17 protein-coding genes and 1 pseudogene are annotated in these 16,470 nt (G+C 62.5%); 6 read left to right on the top strand and 12 right to left on the bottom strand.

The window, feature by feature from the left end; genetic code table 11:
• Positions 1–7: 7 nt before the first annotated feature.
• Together C482_RS01905 and C482_RS01900 are read left to right on the top strand one after the other, a co-directional pair.
• A complete protein-coding gene (locus C482_RS01905) occupies positions 8–988 on the top strand; it encodes a tyrosine--tRNA ligase (RefSeq protein WP_006165657.1) in 981 nt (326 codons plus the stop codon).
• Positions 989–1,061: 73 nt separating this feature from the next.
• Positions 1,062–2,009, top strand: a complete 948-nt coding sequence (locus C482_RS01900) for a biotin--[acetyl-CoA-carboxylase] ligase (RefSeq protein WP_006165656.1) — start codon at positions 1,062–1,064, stop codon at positions 2,007–2,009.
• A gap of 75 nt (positions 2,010–2,084) precedes the next feature.
• Here the strand turns inward: C482_RS01900 and C482_RS01895 are convergent, their stop codons facing one another.
• The 4 genes from C482_RS01895 to C482_RS01880 form a co-directional block, all read right to left on the bottom strand.
• Positions 2,085–2,561 (bottom strand): universal stress protein, encoded by a 477-nt coding sequence (locus C482_RS01895; protein ID WP_006165655.1) that lies wholly within the window; start codon positions 2,559–2,561, stop codon positions 2,085–2,087.
• Between the two features lie 84 nt (positions 2,562–2,645).
• Positions 2,646–3,683 (bottom strand): amidohydrolase family protein, encoded by a 1,038-nt coding sequence (locus C482_RS01890; RefSeq protein ID WP_006165654.1) that lies wholly within the window; start codon positions 3,681–3,683, stop codon positions 2,646–2,648.
• 80 nt (positions 3,684–3,763) lie between these two features.
• On the bottom strand, positions 3,764–4,996 hold the full coding sequence (locus tag C482_RS01885; protein ID WP_006165653.1) for an HD domain-containing protein: 1,233 nt from the start codon (positions 4,994–4,996) through the stop codon (positions 3,764–3,766).
• 103 nt (positions 4,997–5,099) lie between these two features.
• A complete protein-coding gene (locus tag C482_RS01880; protein ID WP_006165652.1) occupies positions 5,100–5,372 on the bottom strand; it encodes a DUF7385 family protein in 273 nt (90 codons plus the stop codon).
• Positions 5,373–5,577: 205 nt separating this feature from the next.
• On the opposite strand from C482_RS01880, the gene C482_RS01875 reads away from it, so the two are divergent.
• Positions 5,578–5,838 carry a hypothetical protein gene (locus C482_RS01875; protein ID WP_006165651.1) on the top strand — a complete coding sequence of 87 codons (261 nt, stop codon included), beginning with the start codon at positions 5,578–5,580 and terminating at the stop codon, positions 5,836–5,838.
• 44 nt (positions 5,839–5,882) lie between these two features.
• A complete protein-coding gene (locus tag C482_RS01870; RefSeq protein ID WP_006165650.1) occupies positions 5,883–6,113 on the top strand; it encodes an Lrp/AsnC family transcriptional regulator in 231 nt (76 codons plus the stop codon).
• Positions 6,114–6,146: 33 nt separating this feature from the next.
• Here C482_RS01870 and C482_RS01865 read toward each other — a convergent pair whose 3' ends face one another.
• Together C482_RS01865 and C482_RS01860 are read right to left on the bottom strand one after the other, a co-directional pair.
• Positions 6,147–7,280, bottom strand: coding sequence for a Gfo/Idh/MocA family protein (locus C482_RS01865; protein WP_006165649.1), 1,134 nt, complete (start codon positions 7,278–7,280; stop codon positions 6,147–6,149).
• A gap of 127 nt (positions 7,281–7,407) precedes the next feature.
• Positions 7,408–8,025 (bottom strand): nitroreductase family protein, encoded by a 618-nt coding sequence (locus C482_RS01860; RefSeq protein WP_049896393.1) that lies wholly within the window; start codon positions 8,023–8,025, stop codon positions 7,408–7,410.
• 221 nt (positions 8,026–8,246) lie between these two features.
• Here C482_RS01860 and C482_RS01855 point away from each other — a divergent pair, with 221 nt between their 5' ends.
• Positions 8,247–9,293, top strand: a complete 1,047-nt coding sequence (locus C482_RS01855) for a DUF2332 domain-containing protein (RefSeq protein ID WP_006165647.1) — start codon at positions 8,247–8,249, stop codon at positions 9,291–9,293.
• 118 nt (positions 9,294–9,411) lie between these two features.
• On the opposite strand, the gene C482_RS01850 is transcribed toward C482_RS01855, so the two are convergent.
• From C482_RS01850 to C482_RS01825, 6 genes and pseudogenes are all read right to left on the bottom strand, one after another.
• Complete coding sequence (locus C482_RS01850; RefSeq protein WP_006165646.1) at positions 9,412–10,512, bottom strand: methionine synthase; 1,101 nt, start codon at positions 10,510–10,512, stop codon at positions 9,412–9,414.
• Positions 10,509–11,513 carry a cobalamin-independent synthase MetE gene (locus tag C482_RS01845; RefSeq protein WP_006165645.1) on the bottom strand — a complete coding sequence of 335 codons (1,005 nt, stop codon included), beginning with the start codon at positions 11,511–11,513 and terminating at the stop codon, positions 10,509–10,511. The genes C482_RS01850 and C482_RS01845 overlap by 4 nt, the downstream gene beginning before the upstream one ends.
• Before the next feature lie 206 nt (positions 11,514–11,719).
• A pseudogene (locus C482_RS01840) lies at positions 11,720–12,927 on the bottom strand (outer membrane protein assembly factor BamB family protein).
• A gap of 54 nt (positions 12,928–12,981) precedes the next feature.
• Complete coding sequence (locus tag C482_RS01835) at positions 12,982–13,602, bottom strand: HemK2/MTQ2 family protein methyltransferase (protein ID WP_006165643.1); 621 nt, start codon at positions 13,600–13,602, stop codon at positions 12,982–12,984.
• A gap of 1 nt (position 13,603) precedes the next feature.
• Positions 13,604–14,773 (bottom strand): mechanosensitive ion channel family protein, encoded by a 1,170-nt coding sequence (locus C482_RS01830; protein ID WP_006165642.1) that lies wholly within the window; start codon positions 14,771–14,773, stop codon positions 13,604–13,606.
• Positions 14,774–14,917: 144 nt separating this feature from the next.
• Positions 14,918–15,772, bottom strand: a complete 855-nt coding sequence (locus C482_RS01825; RefSeq protein ID WP_006165641.1) for a 16S ribosomal RNA methyltransferase A — start codon at positions 15,770–15,772, stop codon at positions 14,918–14,920.
• A 122-nt stretch (positions 15,773–15,894) separates the two neighbouring features.
• Between C482_RS01825 and C482_RS01820 the strand changes: the two genes are divergently transcribed.
• On the top strand, positions 15,895–16,401 hold the full coding sequence (locus tag C482_RS01820; RefSeq protein ID WP_006165640.1) for a response regulator: 507 nt from the start codon (positions 15,895–15,897) through the stop codon (positions 16,399–16,401).
• Positions 16,402–16,470 lie beyond the last annotated feature (69 nt).

Genomic DNA, 16,470 nt, shown 5'->3' with positions numbered 1-16,470 from the left:
ACAAGCCATGGAGACGTACGATCTGATCACGCGAAACGCCGAGGAAGTCGTGACCGACGAGGAGGTGCGCGAGCTCGCCGACGAGCCGGACGGAACGCGCGCCTACGTCGGCTACGAGCCCTCAGGCGTGCTCCACCTCGGGCACCTGCTGACCGCGAACAAACTCATCGACCTCCAGGACGCCGGCATGGAGGTCGTCGTCCTCCTCGCGGACGTCCACGCCTACCTGAACGGGAAGGGCACCTTCGAGGAGATCCGCGAGACCGCAGAACAGATGAAAGCCCAGTTCATCGCCTACGGGCTCGACGAGGACAACACCGAGTTCGTCTACGGCTCCGAGTTCCAGCTCGACGAGGACTACACCCTCGACCTGCACGAACTCGAGTTGGCGACGACGCTCAACCGCGCCCAGCGCGCGATGGCCGAGATTCAGGGCGGCGAGACCGCGAAGGTGAGCCACGTCGTCTACCCGCTAATGCAGACGCTCGACATCGAGTACCTCGACCTCGATCTAGCCGTCGGCGGTCTGGACCAGCGCAAGGTGCACATGCTCGCCCGCGAGGAACTCCCAGAGCTGGGCTACGACGTGCGACCGGCGCTCCACACGCCCATCGTCGCTGACCTCACCAGCGGCGAGGGGAAGATGTCCTCGAGCGAGGGCGTCACCATTTCGATGGAGGATTCCACCGAAGAACTCGAGGAGAAGGTCAACTCGGCGTTTTGCCCGCCGACGCGTGATCCCGAGGGCGACCTCGAGAATCCCGTGCTCGAACTGTTCGAGTACCATGTCTTCCCCCGCTTCGACGAAATCGTCGTCGAGCGCCCAGAGGAGTACGGCGGCAACCTGACCTACGACGACTACGAGACGCTGGCAGCCGATCTCGAGTCCGGGGACCTCCACCCAGCCGACGCGAAGGGGACGCTCGCGACGTACCTCGACGAACTCATCGCGCCGGGTCGTGAGAAGCTGCGCGAGATTCGGTCCTAAGCAGCGGCGAACGAAGCGACGCGGTTCGCGCCAATCCTGCCGATTGAAGTACGAGCGGCACCCGCGTTCGCGCATGAACGAGACTCGACGCGCGATTCTCGACGCGATTGCTGACGATCCCGTCTCCGGTCCCGAGCTTGCGGACTCGCTGTCCGTCTCGCGGGCTGCCGTCTGGAAACACGTCGACGCGCTCCGTGAGGCCGGCTTCGAAATCGAGAGCGGTCCGTCGGGGTACGAACTCGTCTCGGCGGACGCCTACAGTGGCCCCGCAGTCGAGTTCGACCTTGAGGCACCGTTCACTGTCGAGTACCATGACGCAGTCGGCAGTACGAACGAAGTAGCGCGTGAGCGCGCAACCGACGGCGCGACGGACGTGGTCGTCCTCGCAGACGAGCAGACCGGCGGCCGCGGCCGGCTTGAGCGCGAGTGGTCCTCGCCCGCGGGCGGTGTCTGGTTGAGTATCGTGACGCGCCCGGCGATCACACCGGCACGCGCGCCGCTTTACACGCTCGCCGCCGCAGTTGCAACGACCCGCGCAGTGCGCGAGGGAGGTGTCGACGCCCGCATCAAGTGGCCCAACGACGTGGTCATTCCCGTCGGCGAGGACGGTGCGTACCGAAAGCTCGCGGGTATCCTCACCGAGATGGAGGGCGAGACCGACCGCGTCGAGTGGCTCACTGTCGGTATCGGCGTTAACGCGAACCTCGATGCAGACGGATTACCCGAGGGTGCCACGACGATCCGTGACGAAGCCGGCGAGGACGTCGACCGGCGCGTGTTCGTCCAGCGGCTCCTCGAGGAGTTTGACGATGCTCGGTCCGACCTCGACGGAGTTGTCCCAGCCTGGCGCGAGCTTGCGCTTACGCTCGGCCAGCGCGTGCGTGTTGATCGATCCTCGAGCGAACTCGTCGGTGAGGCGGTCGATATTACGGATTCCGGCGCGCTCGTCGTCCAATCCGACGAGTCTGGAGAACGAGAAACGGTCGCTGCTGGCGACTGCGAGCATTTACGTCCGGTTTGAGCCCGATTGCGAGCATCTGCGACCGGTTTGAGAACGACTCCGTTCGTCTCTCGCGACTGTCCCTCGCGCTGTGACTCACTCTACCGCAACCTGCGACTCACCAGGCTGCTCTGGTACCTCCGGCGGATCGACCTGCACCGTCAGCACCGGCACCGGTGCCTGCCGGACCACACGTTCGGTTACACTCCCGAGAAGCAGCCGGTCGATCCCACCTCGCCCGTGGGTCCCCATCACAACCAGATCACACGTCGATGGTCTCGCTTCGTCGACGATCACCCGACTCGGCGACCCCTCGAGTACCGCCGTGTCGACCTCGATATCATCCGGTGCGAGCTCCCTGACGCGCTCGACTGCCGTCTCACCCTCGTCGCGTAACGCGGTGCTAATCCCATCCCAGGCAGTCTCCATCGGCAGCCCCCCGTACCCGCTGACGTTCACGACGTACAGCGCCCTGATCGTCGCATCGTGGGCGCGCGCCAGGTCAAACGCGTACTCGAGTGCGCGCTCGCCCTCGGCGGAGCCGTCCGTCGGAACGAGGATACAGTCGTACATGTGCTATGATAGTATATGGCATGACGGCTATAAGAACGTTTTCGTGAAAATCGTGACCCTCAATCCGTCTGAAGTCGCGATTGATCACTCCGCCGTCGGTTCCGTGTGGACTTCACATATATCGTCGACGCCGGCCCGTCGCACGACGGCGCGAACGAGGTCCTGTGCTCCCTTGAGATTCGACGATTCTCCGTCAAGAACCTGCAGGCGTGCCTCTCGTCCGGGTTCAATCACGCCGTAGTCAAGACCGGCGATATCGGCTCCGTTGATCGTCGCCATCCGCAGAATTTCGGTTGCGGAGAGGTCGGAGAGTTTGGCGAGGAACTCCATTTCGCGGAACATCGATGGCGAGTTCAACATTACGTTGTCGGTACCGAGTGCGAGCGTCGTTCGCTCGGCGAGTTCGGTGTACGGGGAGAGCCCAACGCCGGTAACCAGATTCGACCGCGGACAGACGGCGATCGGTACGTCCTGCTCGTCGATCCGGTCGAGATGATCTGGTTCGGGGTGAACCATGTGAACCAGGAAATCGGGCTCCAGATCGAGCGCCGGATCGATGTCGCTCGCGTCGACCTCGCCGGCGTGGATGCCGAACAGCTTGTCCGCCTCTCGAGTCGCCTGTCGCTCATCGCCGAACTCGGCGTCGTTGGCACCGCTCGCGCCGAACCCGTCACCAGCGTGCATTGCGTCGATGGAGCCGCGAGCAAACGCGAGCGCGTCGACGGCACCATCTGCAGCGGTGACTGCCTCTCGAAGCATCGCCACACCTGCCACGTCTCCCTCGCGAAACTCGAGACAGGCCGCCGTCCCGCTCCGGTGCATGAACTCGAGTGAGGTGGTCATCGCGGCGACGAGTTCCTCGCGGGAAGCGGCCCGGAGCAGACGGTGTTTCAGGCCGTCGGGTGGAGCGACGAGTTCCTCGAGCGAGAGGCCGCCGCCGGCCTCTTTGGCGATAGAGTCGCCGATGTGGGTGTGGCCGTTGACGAACGCCGGGAGAATGATGTCGGTGGAGTCGACGGATGCCTCCTCGATGGCCTCGATTCGGCCGTCGTCGTCGATAATAATCCGCCCCTCGACGGGAGTGAACTCGCGGCCGCAAAGAATCGTGCCCGTTCGTTCCATACGCGTGTGTTCGTGGGCAGTTCCATCAACGGTTCGTTCGACTCCGGACTGGCAGGGAGTAGTGTTGGATCGGTTTGGGTTCACTCCGCGAACTGATCCAACGTTGTATCCACCCCGTCCCGAACCTCGCTGACCAGCGCACCGTCGATATCGAGTCCCAGCACGTCGACTGCGGCGTGGCCGACTTGCTCTTGTAACTCCGGCGGCGAGTAGACGCCAAGCCGCCACTGGGAGTACTGCGCCGCCCGCAGCGCCTCGACCAGCGGAGACTGCTGCTCGAGTCGACGAATGTCCCCGTTCACCATCACGCGCGAGGACGACTCGGTCATCGACGGCCGACTCGGAACGTCGAGGATGACGTTCGACGGATCGATGTCGGCCCGTGCGGCGATATCCTGCTCGAACTCGCGGATCTCCCTGTGCTCGGCCTCGATGACGCCACCTGGCACGTCGTCGATTTCGGCCCAGACGGCCCGCTTGAACAGGTCCCGCTGATCGTAGCGCCGGGTAAACTCCTGGGTCGACTCACACGAACGCAGCGCGACGATCAGGTCGTAGTCGTCCATTCGCTGCAACGTTGCTGCGTCGACGTTAGTCTCGGGAGACTCGAGTAGCCGCTCGCTGGCGCGCCGGAGCATCGCCTTGCTGATACGGGCGACGCTGTGGCTGTAGACGGTCGGGTTCATCAGCGCGCGGGCGACCAGAAGGCTCTCGGCGGACTGGACGTTGCCTTCATCGAGGACGAGTTCGTCGTCGACGAAGACGAGTTCGCGGATCAGTCGACCGTGGTCGATGGTGCCGTAGGGGACGCCCGTGTGGTGGGCGTCGCGGACGAGGTAGTCCATCCGGTCGACGTCGAGTTCGCCGGAGACGAGCTGGCCGAAGCGGCCGTCGCCGGCGACGAGATCGGCGACGGCGTTCGGATCGATGTCGTGCTCGCGCAGGACGTCGCCGACTTCGCCGTCCGCGAGGAGGGTGTGAACGTCGTCGTGGTAGCGGCCGGTCCGACGATAGGTAAGCGACTCGAGGTTGTGGCTGAACGGGCCGTGACCGACGTCATGCAGCATGGCTGCGGCCTGGACGCGATCGGCTTGTTTTCCTTCGACGCCGAGGTGGTCGAGGGCCTCGCAGGCGATATGGTAGACGCCGAGACTGTGTTCGAAGCGGGTGTGATTCGCAGAGGGGTAGACGAGTGAGACGGTGCCCAGTTGGGCGATCCGCCGGAGTCGCTGGACAGCGGGAGTGTCGACGAGATCTCGGGCGACGCCGTCGACGGAGATGTGGTCGTGGACGCTGTCCTTGATGATCTTCATACCCGCCGTTGCGTCGCTATCGTAGAAAAACTGTCGTGAGCGTCCGAGAACGCGGTGGACGAATCTGTTGATTAGTGGCGTGATCGGTCCGGCAGTCGTTCAGTCAGTGCGTACACAACAGCAACTTCTCGGCGGTTCTCGCGAGACAGAACGGTCGTTCCGCTGGCGTCTCGAACGTCGTTGTTTCCTCCTCAGTGACGAATAGCCGGTCGAACTCGCGGCCACAGGCCGGACACAACAGTCCCTCGCGGTTCTCGAGCGTTCGGGTCGTTCCCGAATCTTTCAGAAGTTTGAGCTTCGTTCGGTAGTCGTGCATCGTAAAGCCGTTCTCGAGGTCGATTCGGGCCGTTTCCTGCGTAGCTCGTCGATCCGCCATTTCGTAGGCTAGCGACTCGTGCGAGGGCACATAACCGTTCTCGCCGGCGTTGGTGCTGCTGTGATACACAACAGTCACGAGTCAGTTGCTGGAACCGAAACCAGAACCGATACCGATACCGATACCGATACCGACACCGGCACAAAAGCTCCCGTCACCTGACGCCTGCGCTTTTACCCGCCTCGCCGTCGTTGTACTAGGCTCGATGACAGAACTCACCATTCCGCGAGACGCCGGCACCGAGGAGGCCTCCGCACTCGTCAAGGAACACGTTGCGGTTGGAGACAAAGTCGAAATCCGGGAAGCAGACCGTACGGGTGGCGACGATGTGGCGATGACAGGTGAGGTGACGGGGATCGAACCGGGATACCTCGAACTCGACGGTCAATCGCCGAAGAATGGTAGTCCCCGATACGACGAGATTCGTACCGTGACAAGAGTCGACGCCGAGACCGGCGGGCACTGAGATGTGCCGTCGTCCATCTATCCTTCCAGCAGGGGAGAGCACTCATGGTTGAGGCATACGTGATGATTACGGCTGCGGCCGGAACCGCCCGCACAGTCGCCGAGACGATCAACGAACAGGATGAGGTCAGCCGTGCACACATTATTGCCGGTGAGTTCGATGTCATCGCCGAGGTCGAGGCAGCGTCGAACCAGGAACTGTTGTCGGTAATCACGGAAGAAATCCAATCCGTCGAAAACGTCGGCCACACGCGGACGTGTATCGTTCTGGAGTAGGCGGACAGCAGTTCCCGATCTGGACTATTATCGTTAGGCAACCGAGACCCACTCGCCGCGCTCGTCGCTCTCCTGAACCGCCGTAAGTACGCGCTGGGCGGCCAGCCCGTCAGCGAAACTCGGACTGAACGCACGTCCCTCTGACACAGCGCTCAGGAACTCGTAATTCTCGTGGACAAACGTGTGCTCCCAGCCGAGGACGTGCCCCGGCGGCCACCAGTGGTCGACGTACGGATCGTCCTCGTCCGTGACGAGAATCGTCTCGTATCCACGGTCACCCTCGCCTAATACCTCGAGTTCGTTCAGTCGTTCGAGTGAGAAACGCAAACTCCCCTTCGAACCATGGATCTCGATCGTGTGATCGTTCTTGTGCCCCGTCGCGTAGCGGCTCGCCTCGAGTGTTCCCATTGCGCCGTTTTCGAACTCGAGATGGGCGGCGTAGGCGTCGTCGACGGTGACGGGCCGGGTTTCGTTACTGTCGCCGTCACCCTCTACCGGCCGCTCGTCGACGAACGTCTCGAGAAACCCGCTAACCCGCTCGATATCGCCCGCAAGAGCGTCGTCACCCACGAGGAATCGCACTAGATCGACTGTGTGCGAGCCGAGGTCGCCGAGCGCGCCCGCACCTGCCATCTCCGCGTCGTTGCGCCACGACCAGGCCGCCTCGGGATCAACGAGCCAGTCTTGCAAGTAGCGCCCCCGGACGTGTCGGATCTCACCGAGTTTGCCCGACTCGAGTACCCCCTTCGCGTACTGGATCGCCGGGATGAATCGGTAGTTGAACGCAGTGCCAGCGGGGACGCTTTCGCCGGCATCGGCCGCCGCCTCGGCCATCCGTTCGGCATCTGCGAGTGTCGGTGCGAGTGGCTTCTCGCAGAACACTGGCGTGCCGGACTCGAGTGCGGCGATCGATGGCTCGGGGTGGACGTGATTCGGGCCGAGGTTGTAGAAGGCGTCGACATCGTCAACGACGGCTTCCCAGTCCGTCGAGATAGAATCGAAGCCGAGCTGGTCGGCGGCCTCGCGCAGACTTTCCTCATCGCGGCCAACCAGAACGGAGCGTTCGATCTCGGGGGCGTCCGGGAAGAACATCGGCAGGCGTGCCATGGCGTTTGCGTGTGCTTTCCCCATGAACCGATAGCCGAGAACGCCGACTTCGAGGGTCATGACTGTGCCTTCAGTCGTCGCGAAGTTAGCCGTTTCCGTCGCGAGTACAGGGCTACGCCACTGCCAGAAACACAAAGAGATGCCCAGGGTTGCCTTTAGGTGAGCGGGTGGTGTGGTCGAGTGATAGTTACTCGAAACCGCCCTGGAACGCAATCTCATCGACCGGCTTGCGGTCGCTCGGTTGTTCACGCTCCTGCAGTTCTTCGGGAAGCGACTCAGCGGGTGCACGCTCGCCGACGGCGAACATCGCCTCGACCTCGAACTCCTCGGGCACATCGAGTTCCTCGGCGGCGCGCTCGTAGTCGAAGCCGGCCATTCCGTGGACGGCCAGCCCGCGGCGCGCACCCTCGAGTGCGAGGTTCTGCCAGGCAGCACCAGTGTCGAAGGAGTGGACTGGTGCGGGTTCGCCGTTGTGATCGAACGTTGTTTTCGAGACGATAACGGCGAGGACGGCGGCGTCGGTCGCCCACTCCTCGTTTCCGCCGAGCAGGAGGTCGGCGAACGTGTCCCATTCTTCGTCCTCACGGCTGGCGTAGATGAACCGCCAGTGCTGGTTGTTGAACGCGGATGGTGCCCAGCGGGCGGCTTCGAACAGCGGCAGGTATTCCTCTTCGTCGAGCGGTTCGCCGGTCATCGCGCGCGGCGACCAGCGGTTGACGAACAGCGGATCGATTTCGTAATCGGGGTCGCGGTGGTCGGCGACTTCCTCGTCGAGTTCACGGGACGTCGAAACGGATTCTTGCATCATGGGGTCGTTGGTACCGATCACATGTATACGTTCCCTGACACAGGTATCACCTGATAACAGTCGAGTCCTCGGCTCGTGTTCACAGTTCCCAATGTGTTTTAATGGTAATGTAATGACTATCAGTACGGACTAGTTCGAGTCGTTTCACGACCAACAACTGACAGCGTGCTCTGTCTCACGTCCATTAGTCTCTTGTAACACTCACAGCAATCCGTGGTATGGATACTGCCACGGCGTTCGAGCGCTATGCAGCGTGGGTTAGCGAGACATCACCGTTGTATGCGACTATCACAGCCGCAGTCGCGGACGACAGCCGACTTCTTGAGATCGCTGCAAAAGCCCGAGAAGATCAACCCGAACCGGAACTGCTGCTCGCAGCGGTGCATTCGCTCTTGCTCGACGGTGCAGACCATCCGCTCGCCGGCCTGTATCGGTCGTGTGGAGGCGATTATTCAGGTTCCGATGTGGACCCGGTTCCCGCCTTTCGCGACTTCTGTCTGGAAAACGAAGACCAATTACGGTCACTGATTGCGACCCGTCGCTGTCAAACAAACGCTATCGGCAGATCTGCGATGCTTGCGTTGGCGTTCGAACACGTCGCCAGAACCACCGAGCAGCGGTCGCTGGCCCAGATCGAAATCGGGGCGAGTGCCGGATTGAATCTCAACTGGGACCGGTATCAGTACGACATGAGTGATGCGGGGCGATTCGGTAACCCAGACTCACCCGTCACGATTTCGACGACGGTCCGCGGAGACAGCCGGCCACCGCTTGCACAGGAGCTTCCGAACGTTGCACATCGGTGTGGCATCGACCTGAATACGCTTGACGTGGCTGACGAAGCGGATGCGCGATGGCTCCACGCGCTGATTCCGCCGGCTCAGCATCGTCGCCACGAACGACTCGAGACGGCCCTCGACATCGCACGGGAGAATCAGCCGCCCCTCAGAGAAGGCGATGTTCTCGACGAACTCCCACATCAGCTTTCGGAGGCACCGGCCAACGCCGAACTCGTCGTTTTCAGTACGCACGTACTGTATCAACTCGACGATGAGACGATTGCAGCGCTCCGCGAACTGCTCTCAGACCACAGTTCAGAACGGCGAGTACGGTGGCTCTCGATCGATCCCAACGAAGGACTCGGAACACCGACCTACCGGCTGGTCACCTTCTCAGACGGTGAGGCGACGGAGACGCAGCTCGCGCAGTTCGAGTCGTACGGCGAGTGGATTCAGTGGAAGGCAAACACGACCGAACACGCGTAGAGTCGTAGGTTCGATCGGACCGCAGTGACCGAGTGTTAGTTGGTCTCGGCGAACTGCTTTTATCAGTCCTCTAGCACCGATCCGCAGCCGTCAGTCCTCAGTTGCCAGATCTCGGTCGTTAGTCGTCGGCCGGTGCGGGCGCGCCGCGTTCGATGTCGATGTTTCCTGCATCGAGGTCGGCCTCGACGTTCCGGGCGGCTTCGACCATGTTCGCCATCTTGCCGTAAGCGACCTCACGGGGGAGCAGCTTCACGCCACAGTCGGGCGAGACAACGAGTTGCTCCGGCGGGACGACCTCCAGTCCTTTCTTGATGTTTTCCTCGATCTGCTCGACAGATTCGACTTCGGCGACGTGGGCGTCCGTGACCCCGAGTGCGAGGTCCTTCGAGAACTCGGGGTCTTTGAAGACATCGAGCTGCTCGTAGTCGCCGTTTGCGAGCTCGAGGTCGAACTCGTCAACAGGGAACTCCAGAATTTCGGGGTAAATGCGCGAGTAGTCGCCGTAACAGACGTGGAGGCCGATGCGGACTTCCTCGGGGATGTCAGCGACGATGCGTTCCAGGGCCTCGCCGACGATCGCGTGGTCGTCGGGCGTCGTCGCGAGCGCAGGCTCGTCGATCTGGATGTAGCGCGCGCCGGCCTCGACGAGCTTTTCGATCTCCTCGTTGACGAGGTCCGCGAGGTCGTAGGCGAGTTCCTCGTCGTCGTCGTAGGCCTCGTTGAACGACCAGTTCGCGAGCGTGTAGGGACCCGTGATCGGGACCTTCACCGGGCGGTCGCTGGCTGCCGCGGTGAACTCGTATTCGTCGACCAGCCAGCTCTCGTCGTACTCAACTTCGGAGACGACGGAAGGCTTGTCGAAGTAGTTGTGGCCCCAGACCTTGACCGGGCCGTTGAACTCGTAGCCCTCGATCCGGTGAGCGAAGAACTCGACCATCTCGTTCCGGCGCATCTCACCGTCGACGACGGCGTCGAGGCCGGCGCGTTCGTGCTCGGCCGTGATGAGCCGGGAGGCGTCGTCTTTTGCTTCCTGCCAATCGTCTTCGTCGAACTCGTGGTCCGGGTCCTGATAGAGCTCCTTCGATCGGTTTAGCCACTTCGGCTTTGGATAGCTGCCGACGACGGTCGTCAGCAGGAAGTGGTCGTGCTCATGGTCCTCGGGTCGGAACTGGTCTTTGTTCTCGTTGACGGTCACTGGTGTGTCCTCGTTTGCGCTCATGTGGCTTTCACCTCGGCGAGTTCTGCGGCCGCAGCAAGGGCGGCGAGTTTCTCCTCGAACTTCGCGTACGGCAGGTAGAACGTCTCGGTGTTCGTCGTCAGGTACACCGTCTCGAACTCGGAAACGGGGATCTGGTCGTACACCCAGTCCACGCGGTCGCGGATCGCTTCGGGGTCCTCGACGAGCGTGTTCTGTCCATCGGCGAGCCCGAACGAGACGTCATCCGTCGCGCCATACTCCTGGATGTTGTAGAGGTTGTCCTCCTGATTCGCGACAAAGTCGAAGCCAACCGCGTCGATGTCGGCATCGAGCAGGTGCGCGTACACCTTCTCCTCGAGTGCACCCCAGTATGGCTGGACGACCACGTCGGCGTCGACCGCGCTGGCGACCTGGTCGATCGCTTCGCTTGCGCGTTCGTCGACGCCGTCTTCGGGCGCGTTCTCGACGAGGGATGGCTCGAGCAAGAACAGCGTCTCGACCTCGGGGAAGGCTGTTGCTTCGCCCTCCAAGAAGTCGGCGATTGCGCCGAGGAACTCGGCCTCGTCGCCGTAGTGTTCGTCGGTCGCCAGGTCGGCGAGCGAGTACGGTCCGGGGAGGACGGCCTGCAGGGCATCGTCGCCTGCGAGTTCGGCCGCCGTCTCGAGTTCGGCCGCCACGTCGCCGGTGGCGTCGAGGTCGCCGGTGACGACGGGCTCTCGATAGAAGTTGTTGTTGTCGTAGTAGCGGACGATCCCGTGCGTTTCGACGGCGTCGTTGACGGCCAGTGGATGGGCAAGCATGTCGTCCCAGCGCAGTTGGCCCTCAGCGATGCGGTCGAGGCCGGCGTCCTGTTGGGCCGCGATCACGTCTTCGCGGGCGTCCTCGTACGCGGCGGTGATCTCGCCGCTCTCGTCGCCGCTGATGAGGTCGTGTTTCTGGTGGCCCTTCAGGTCAGAGAGGTCGTCTTTCGCCCAGTCCGGGAGCGGAAAGAGTCCCGGTGTGGTCGAAACGTACTCAGTCATCGTATGCCGGCTAGGTTATACCGGTGCTTAATATTTTCCATCCTTTGTAATGCATTGCAGTAATTCTATTGGGGGATCTACGAGGCGGGCTCTTCTTACGTACAGGCATTGAGTGGCAGGAGTAGGCCTGACGGCGGAAAACAGCAATGCAGAGATTTCGGAGGGAGACGCTCTCCCGACTGCATGACTCGCAGTCGTGGCTGGTGCTACTCGAGTGCAACCAGTGCAAACTCCTGTTCGTCGACTTCGGCGACGACGTAGAGCACGCCGTCGTCGAGGACGGGGCCGGGGCCGACGTGACCGCCGAACTCTCGCCGGAACCGGACCGCGGGACCGTCCGAAAGAATTTCGCCAGGTGTCGGATCGAGCGCGTACAGTGCGTCACCACCGACGAACAGCGTCTCGCGGCCGTACGCGGGCGCGGTGTGTCGCCAGTCGCCGATGTCGTACTCCCAGTGGACTGAGCCGGTGTCGGTCTCGAGTGCGTGGAGTCTTCCCCACCCTGTGAGGAAGACGGAGCCGTCTGCGACGGCGATGCCGCGTTCCGTCCAGCCGGTGTCCGCCGACCAGTAGATGTCGTCTGCGTGACCGGCGTCGTCGGTCAGTGCGTAGGTCATCCCATCCCGGCAACTGGCGTAGATCGTGTTCGAGTCGACGCTCGGTGGACCCATCGGTGCCGCGGGGAGTTGCCAGCGCCGAAAGCCAGTGCCGTCGGTGCCGAGGACGTAGAGCATCCCCGCTTCCGTCGCGACGACGATCCCGTAGATACTAACGATCGCGGCGTGGTCGTGAATCTGCCCGAACAATTCGCGTCGCCACAGTTCCTCGCCGGTGTCGGACTCGAGTGCAACGAGCGTTTCGCCTGCACCGAAGCACAGTTCGCCCCTAGCGTCGGTCGCCGGTGCCGTCACGTGTCCTGGCTCGTCGAACGACTGATCCCACACCTGTTCGCCGGTGGTCGCGTCGAGCGCGTACATCGCACCCGATGTCGGGACGTACGCGACACCGTCGCGGACCAGCGGTGGCGCTCTGGCGTCGTCAAACGTCCAGCGTTCGTCGCCATCGGCTGTGTCCAGCGCGCGAAGCCGCTGTTGAGACTCGAACAGATAGAGGGTCCCGTCGGCGACGATTGGTTCGTGGTAGGTCAGCTGTGTGGTTTCGACACGCCAGCGTTCGGTCACGCCCTCGACCGGTGCCTCGCCGTCAGCCACTTCGCGAGTGTTAGCCGCATTGCAGCCGACGCTCGACCACGAACCGTTCGCACCGAGAATGTGACTTTCGGGATCAGGGAGTTCGTCGACACCAGCGGCCGCGGCTCACTGGGTGACGGTGACCGGACACGCGATAGACAGCCAGCGAGGGCGGCACTACCAACGAGTGCACTCGCCAGCAGGGAGCGACGTGTGGAGGGCATCAGTCGAGAATGTTCAGCCACCTGAAAAGTAGTTTCGGATTCAGGGCACGGGACTCAGTAGTGTAACTCGAGTACCGTCAGCGTCTCGAACGGGAACGACTCGTCGGCGATAGCGACGGCGCTGAAGCCTTCCTCGCCGGCGCGTTCGACCACTTCGTCGACGCCGGTGAGGCTACTGACGAGCAGGTAGACGACGCCGTCGGGGGCGAGCACGCGCCCGACGGCGGCGAGGAACGGGTCGATGACGGCGCGGCCGTCTTCGCCGCCAGACAGGGCGTGTTCCATCCAGTCGTCCCACTCGTTTTCGGGTTCGGTCGGCAGGTACGGCGGGTTGAACAGCACGGCGTCGAAGGTGTCGTCGGCGAACGGCGAGACGAGGTCGGCGCGCACGGTCTCGACGGCCCCGCCCCTGCCCGACCCCTCCTCGCTACCGTCGCTCCGCGCCTGTCGGACTGCGTGTGGGTTCAGATCCGATGCGATCACACGGGCAGCCGTCTCGTCGGCGACGCGGTTGGCGACGTAGCCCGAACCAGTTCCGACTTCGAGAATTGTCGCCTCGGGGCCGTCACGGCCGTGTTTGTCGAGGTAGCCACACGCCGCCTCGGCGAGGAGTTCCGAATCCTCCGCGGGTTGATACACCTCCGTTTCGATGCCGCGTTGGTCTCGTAGGTCCATCTCAGTGGTCCTCCGGTTCGGTCATCTGGTACTCCGTGCCGCTGTTCTCCTCGTCCGCCGACGAGGTGCCATCCGGTGTCGCGCCAACGCCTGCGAGCGGCACATCGGTGTCAGGACGACTCGAGAGTTCGCGCTGTGGGTACGGGATGCCGATCCCTTCCTCGTCGAAGGCCTCCTTGATCGCGTTGATTGCGGCTGTCTGGGCCTGCATGTACCGCCTGGCGCTTGGCTTGTCGATCCAGAAGCGGACACCAAGCACGACCGAGGAGTCACCGAGCTGTTTGGTGATTACTTGCGGCCCAGGTGCGGAGAGTGGCCGCTCGAGGTCGGCGACGGTTTCCTCGGCGAGTTCGGCGGCGCGTTCGATGTCGGCGTCGTAGTCCACCCCGACGTCGATTTCGACGCGGAGGCGACCGCGCTTCGATCGGTTCGTCACCATACTTGAGGAGATGACGTCGTTGGGGATCATGATATATTCGCCGTCGAACGATCGGATGCGCGTGTTGACGATCGAGATGTCGGTGACGATCCCCTGGTTATCCTCGACTTCAATCCAGTCGCCGATCTCGAACGGGCGGGCGAACATCAGGACGAAGCCGGAAAGGACCGTCCCGAGGACCTGCTGGGCGGCCATCCCGACGACGATGCCGAGGAAGCCGGCACCGACGAGGAGGCCACCGAGGTCGTCGACCCAGATGCCAAGAATCATCACGAGCGCGACCGACCAGATGATGACCTGCGAGACGCGATGGGTAACCTCGCGCTGGTGGTCCGTCACGGCCGACGCGGAGCCGAGCACCTCGTCCAGCACGCGCTTGACGAACCGCATGACGATGAACGAACCGACGATCAGGATGAACGAGGCGATCGCCTGTGCGACGACTGTCGCGCTCAGATCGGACTCCGTCGAGAGCTCGTAGATCTCGTCGGTCTGTCCCCAGACGCCGAGGACGATCGCGAGCGAGAAGACACAGGTTCCGATCAGCACGACTGTCGAGGCGATATCGCCGTACAGCGGTCGGCTCCGATTGCTAATCCAGGCTTGCAACCGTCGGTAAAAAAGCAACACCGCAATCAGGAGACAAGCGGCTACGACGGTGATGGCGACTCTGAGTTCGGTCGCCTGAAACGTCTCTGCGAGCCAGTCGAAGCCTGATAGTCCAACATCCATAGCTATCGTCGGTCTCTCGACTCTCTCAATCGTACAGCTTTGAGTATCCGTCGGTCAGACGCGGGTCGCGTCGTCGGACAGACAGCTTGGGGTGTTTGGTGCGGTAGAACCCACATTACTCCATCAGGATTCTGACGCCGACTCTCATTCTGATTCCGCCTCTAGCTCACCGACCTCGCTCGCGAGTTCCGCGAGCGCGGCGAACTCGGCCGGTGCCATCGCGCCGGCACGCTTCTGGAGCACGTCCTCATCTGCTGCGTCGACCACCGCGTCGGGGTCCTGGAGCCCCGAAATGTGGGCCGTATTCCGAATCCCGTTGCGGATTGTCTTGCGCCGCTGCGTGAACAATGCCTTGACGAATCGAAGGAAGAACGCCTCGTTCTCCACGTCATACTCCGGCTCCCGTGGAACCAATCGAACAACCGCGCTCTGGACCGCCGGCGGCGGCGAGAACGCCTCCTTCGGGATCGACTCGACGAGTTCGGCGTCGGCGTAGTGCTGGGTCGACACCGAGAGCCGGCCGTACTCTGAAGTGCCCGGATCGGCGACCATCCGCTCTGCAAACTCCTGCTGGAACATCAGTACGAGCGGACGCTGCTCGGGCAGTAGCCGGAACGTGATTTGACTCGAGACGCCGTAGGGCAGATTCGACACCGACGACGTGAACTCGGGCAGGTCGACCTCGAGTGCATCGCCCTCGATCACGGTCAGGCGACCCGCGTCGATGGCGTCGCTGAACTCCTCTTGCAGGAACTCGGCAAGCGGTGGATCTCGTTCGACGACGGAAAGGTGGTCGTCGGCACCGATCGTCTCGAGTAGTCGGTCGGTCAGTACACCGGTGCCTCCACCGATCTCGAGGACGTGGCTCGTGTCGGCGTCGATGTCAGTTAGATAGGTCGGCAGGCGGTCGAGGACGCGATCGTCGACGAGAAAGTGTTGATCGCGGTTCGGATCGCCGCGGACGCCCGCGCGGGCGATCAGTCCATCTGGGTCTCTCATTGCCGGCGGTATGGGTGGCAATGGTGTAAACGCACCGTCTCGCGGTGTCCGGTTTGGTCACGGTGGCGCTTTGCCTCCGGGTGACCCACGTTGTTTTACCCTCTCGGTGGGAACGGACTGTAATGACGGCCGCAGACAGTCCGATCGACATCTTACTTATCGAGCCAAATCCTGGCGACTCCCGCCTCTTTACCGAGTCGTTCCAGGACGCTAGTTTGACCAACACAATTCACTCGGTCACTGACGGCGAATCTGCGCTCGACTTCGTCCACCAGCGCGAGCCCTACGCGGACGAGTCGACACCCGACCTGATTTTACTCGAGCCACAACTCCCCAGAACGACTGGCTTCGAAGTCCTCGCTGAGCTAAAGGACGAACCGGCGCTGTGTGAGATTCCAGTCGTCGTCCTGACTAGTTCAACCACGGGCGAGAAAATCGTCAAATCACACGATATCGAGGCGGATTACTACCTCCAGAAGCCGGTCTCCGCGGACGAGTTTCTCGAGTTCGTCCAGTCAGTCGAGGAGTTCTGGTTGACGATCGTCCAGCAGTCACCGGAAGAACAGTCCGCTGAACAAGACAACCAGTCTGGAACACCAGAAGAGCAGTCTGCAACGCAGGAACAGTGATTGGGCCGGTGACGCGACGCGCTGTCGCCGTCCGGGACGTCTGACTGAGAGGGTTACTTTGTACTTTGG

This window comes from Natrialba chahannaoensis JCM 10990 (assembly GCF_000337135.1).
Lineage (GTDB): Archaea > Halobacteriota > Halobacteria > Halobacteriales > Natrialbaceae > Natrialba > Natrialba chahannaoensis.
This window is presented reverse-complemented; position numbering and strand designations above follow the sequence as displayed.

Coding starts and splice junctions, on each gene's coding strand:
- C482_RS01830 (WP_006165642.1), bottom strand. CDS start 14,773: ATGGATGTTGGACTATCAGGCTTCGACTGGCTCGCAGAGACGTTTCAG.
- C482_RS01900 (WP_006165656.1), top strand. CDS start 1,062: ATGAACGAGACTCGACGCGCGATTCTCGACGCGATTGCTGACGATCCC.
- C482_RS01875 (WP_006165651.1), top strand. CDS start 5,578: ATGACAGAACTCACCATTCCGCGAGACGCCGGCACCGAGGAGGCCTCC.
- C482_RS01865 (WP_006165649.1), bottom strand. CDS start 7,280: ATGACCCTCGAAGTCGGCGTTCTCGGCTATCGGTTCATGGGGAAAGCA.
- C482_RS01890 (WP_006165654.1), bottom strand. CDS start 3,683: ATGGAACGAACGGGCACGATTCTTTGCGGCCGCGAGTTCACTCCCGTC.
- C482_RS01845 (WP_006165645.1), bottom strand. CDS start 11,513: ATGACTGAGTACGTTTCGACCACACCGGGACTCTTTCCGCTCCCGGAC.
- C482_RS01855 (WP_006165647.1), top strand. CDS start 8,247: ATGGATACTGCCACGGCGTTCGAGCGCTATGCAGCGTGGGTTAGCGAG.
- C482_RS01880 (WP_006165652.1), bottom strand. CDS start 5,372: ATGGCGGATCGACGAGCTACGCAGGAAACGGCCCGAATCGACCTCGAG.
- C482_RS01850 (WP_006165646.1), bottom strand. CDS start 10,512: ATGAGCGCAAACGAGGACACACCAGTGACCGTCAACGAGAACAAAGAC.
- C482_RS01860 (WP_049896393.1), bottom strand. CDS start 8,025: ATGCAAGAATCCGTTTCGACGTCCCGTGAACTCGACGAGGAAGTCGCC.
- C482_RS01895 (WP_006165655.1), bottom strand. CDS start 2,561: ATGTACGACTGTATCCTCGTTCCGACGGACGGCTCCGCCGAGGGCGAG.
- C482_RS01870 (WP_006165650.1), top strand. CDS start 5,883: ATGGTTGAGGCATACGTGATGATTACGGCTGCGGCCGGAACCGCCCGC.
- C482_RS01825 (WP_006165641.1), bottom strand. CDS start 15,772: ATGAGAGACCCAGATGGACTGATCGCCCGCGCGGGCGTCCGCGGCGAT.
- C482_RS01820 (WP_006165640.1), top strand. CDS start 15,895: ATGACGGCCGCAGACAGTCCGATCGACATCTTACTTATCGAGCCAAAT.
- C482_RS01905 (WP_006165657.1), top strand. CDS start 8: ATGGAGACGTACGATCTGATCACGCGAAACGCCGAGGAAGTCGTGACC.
- C482_RS01885 (WP_006165653.1), bottom strand. CDS start 4,996: ATGAAGATCATCAAGGACAGCGTCCACGACCACATCTCCGTCGACGGC.
- C482_RS01835 (WP_006165643.1), bottom strand. CDS start 13,602: ATGGACCTACGAGACCAACGCGGCATCGAAACGGAGGTGTATCAACCC.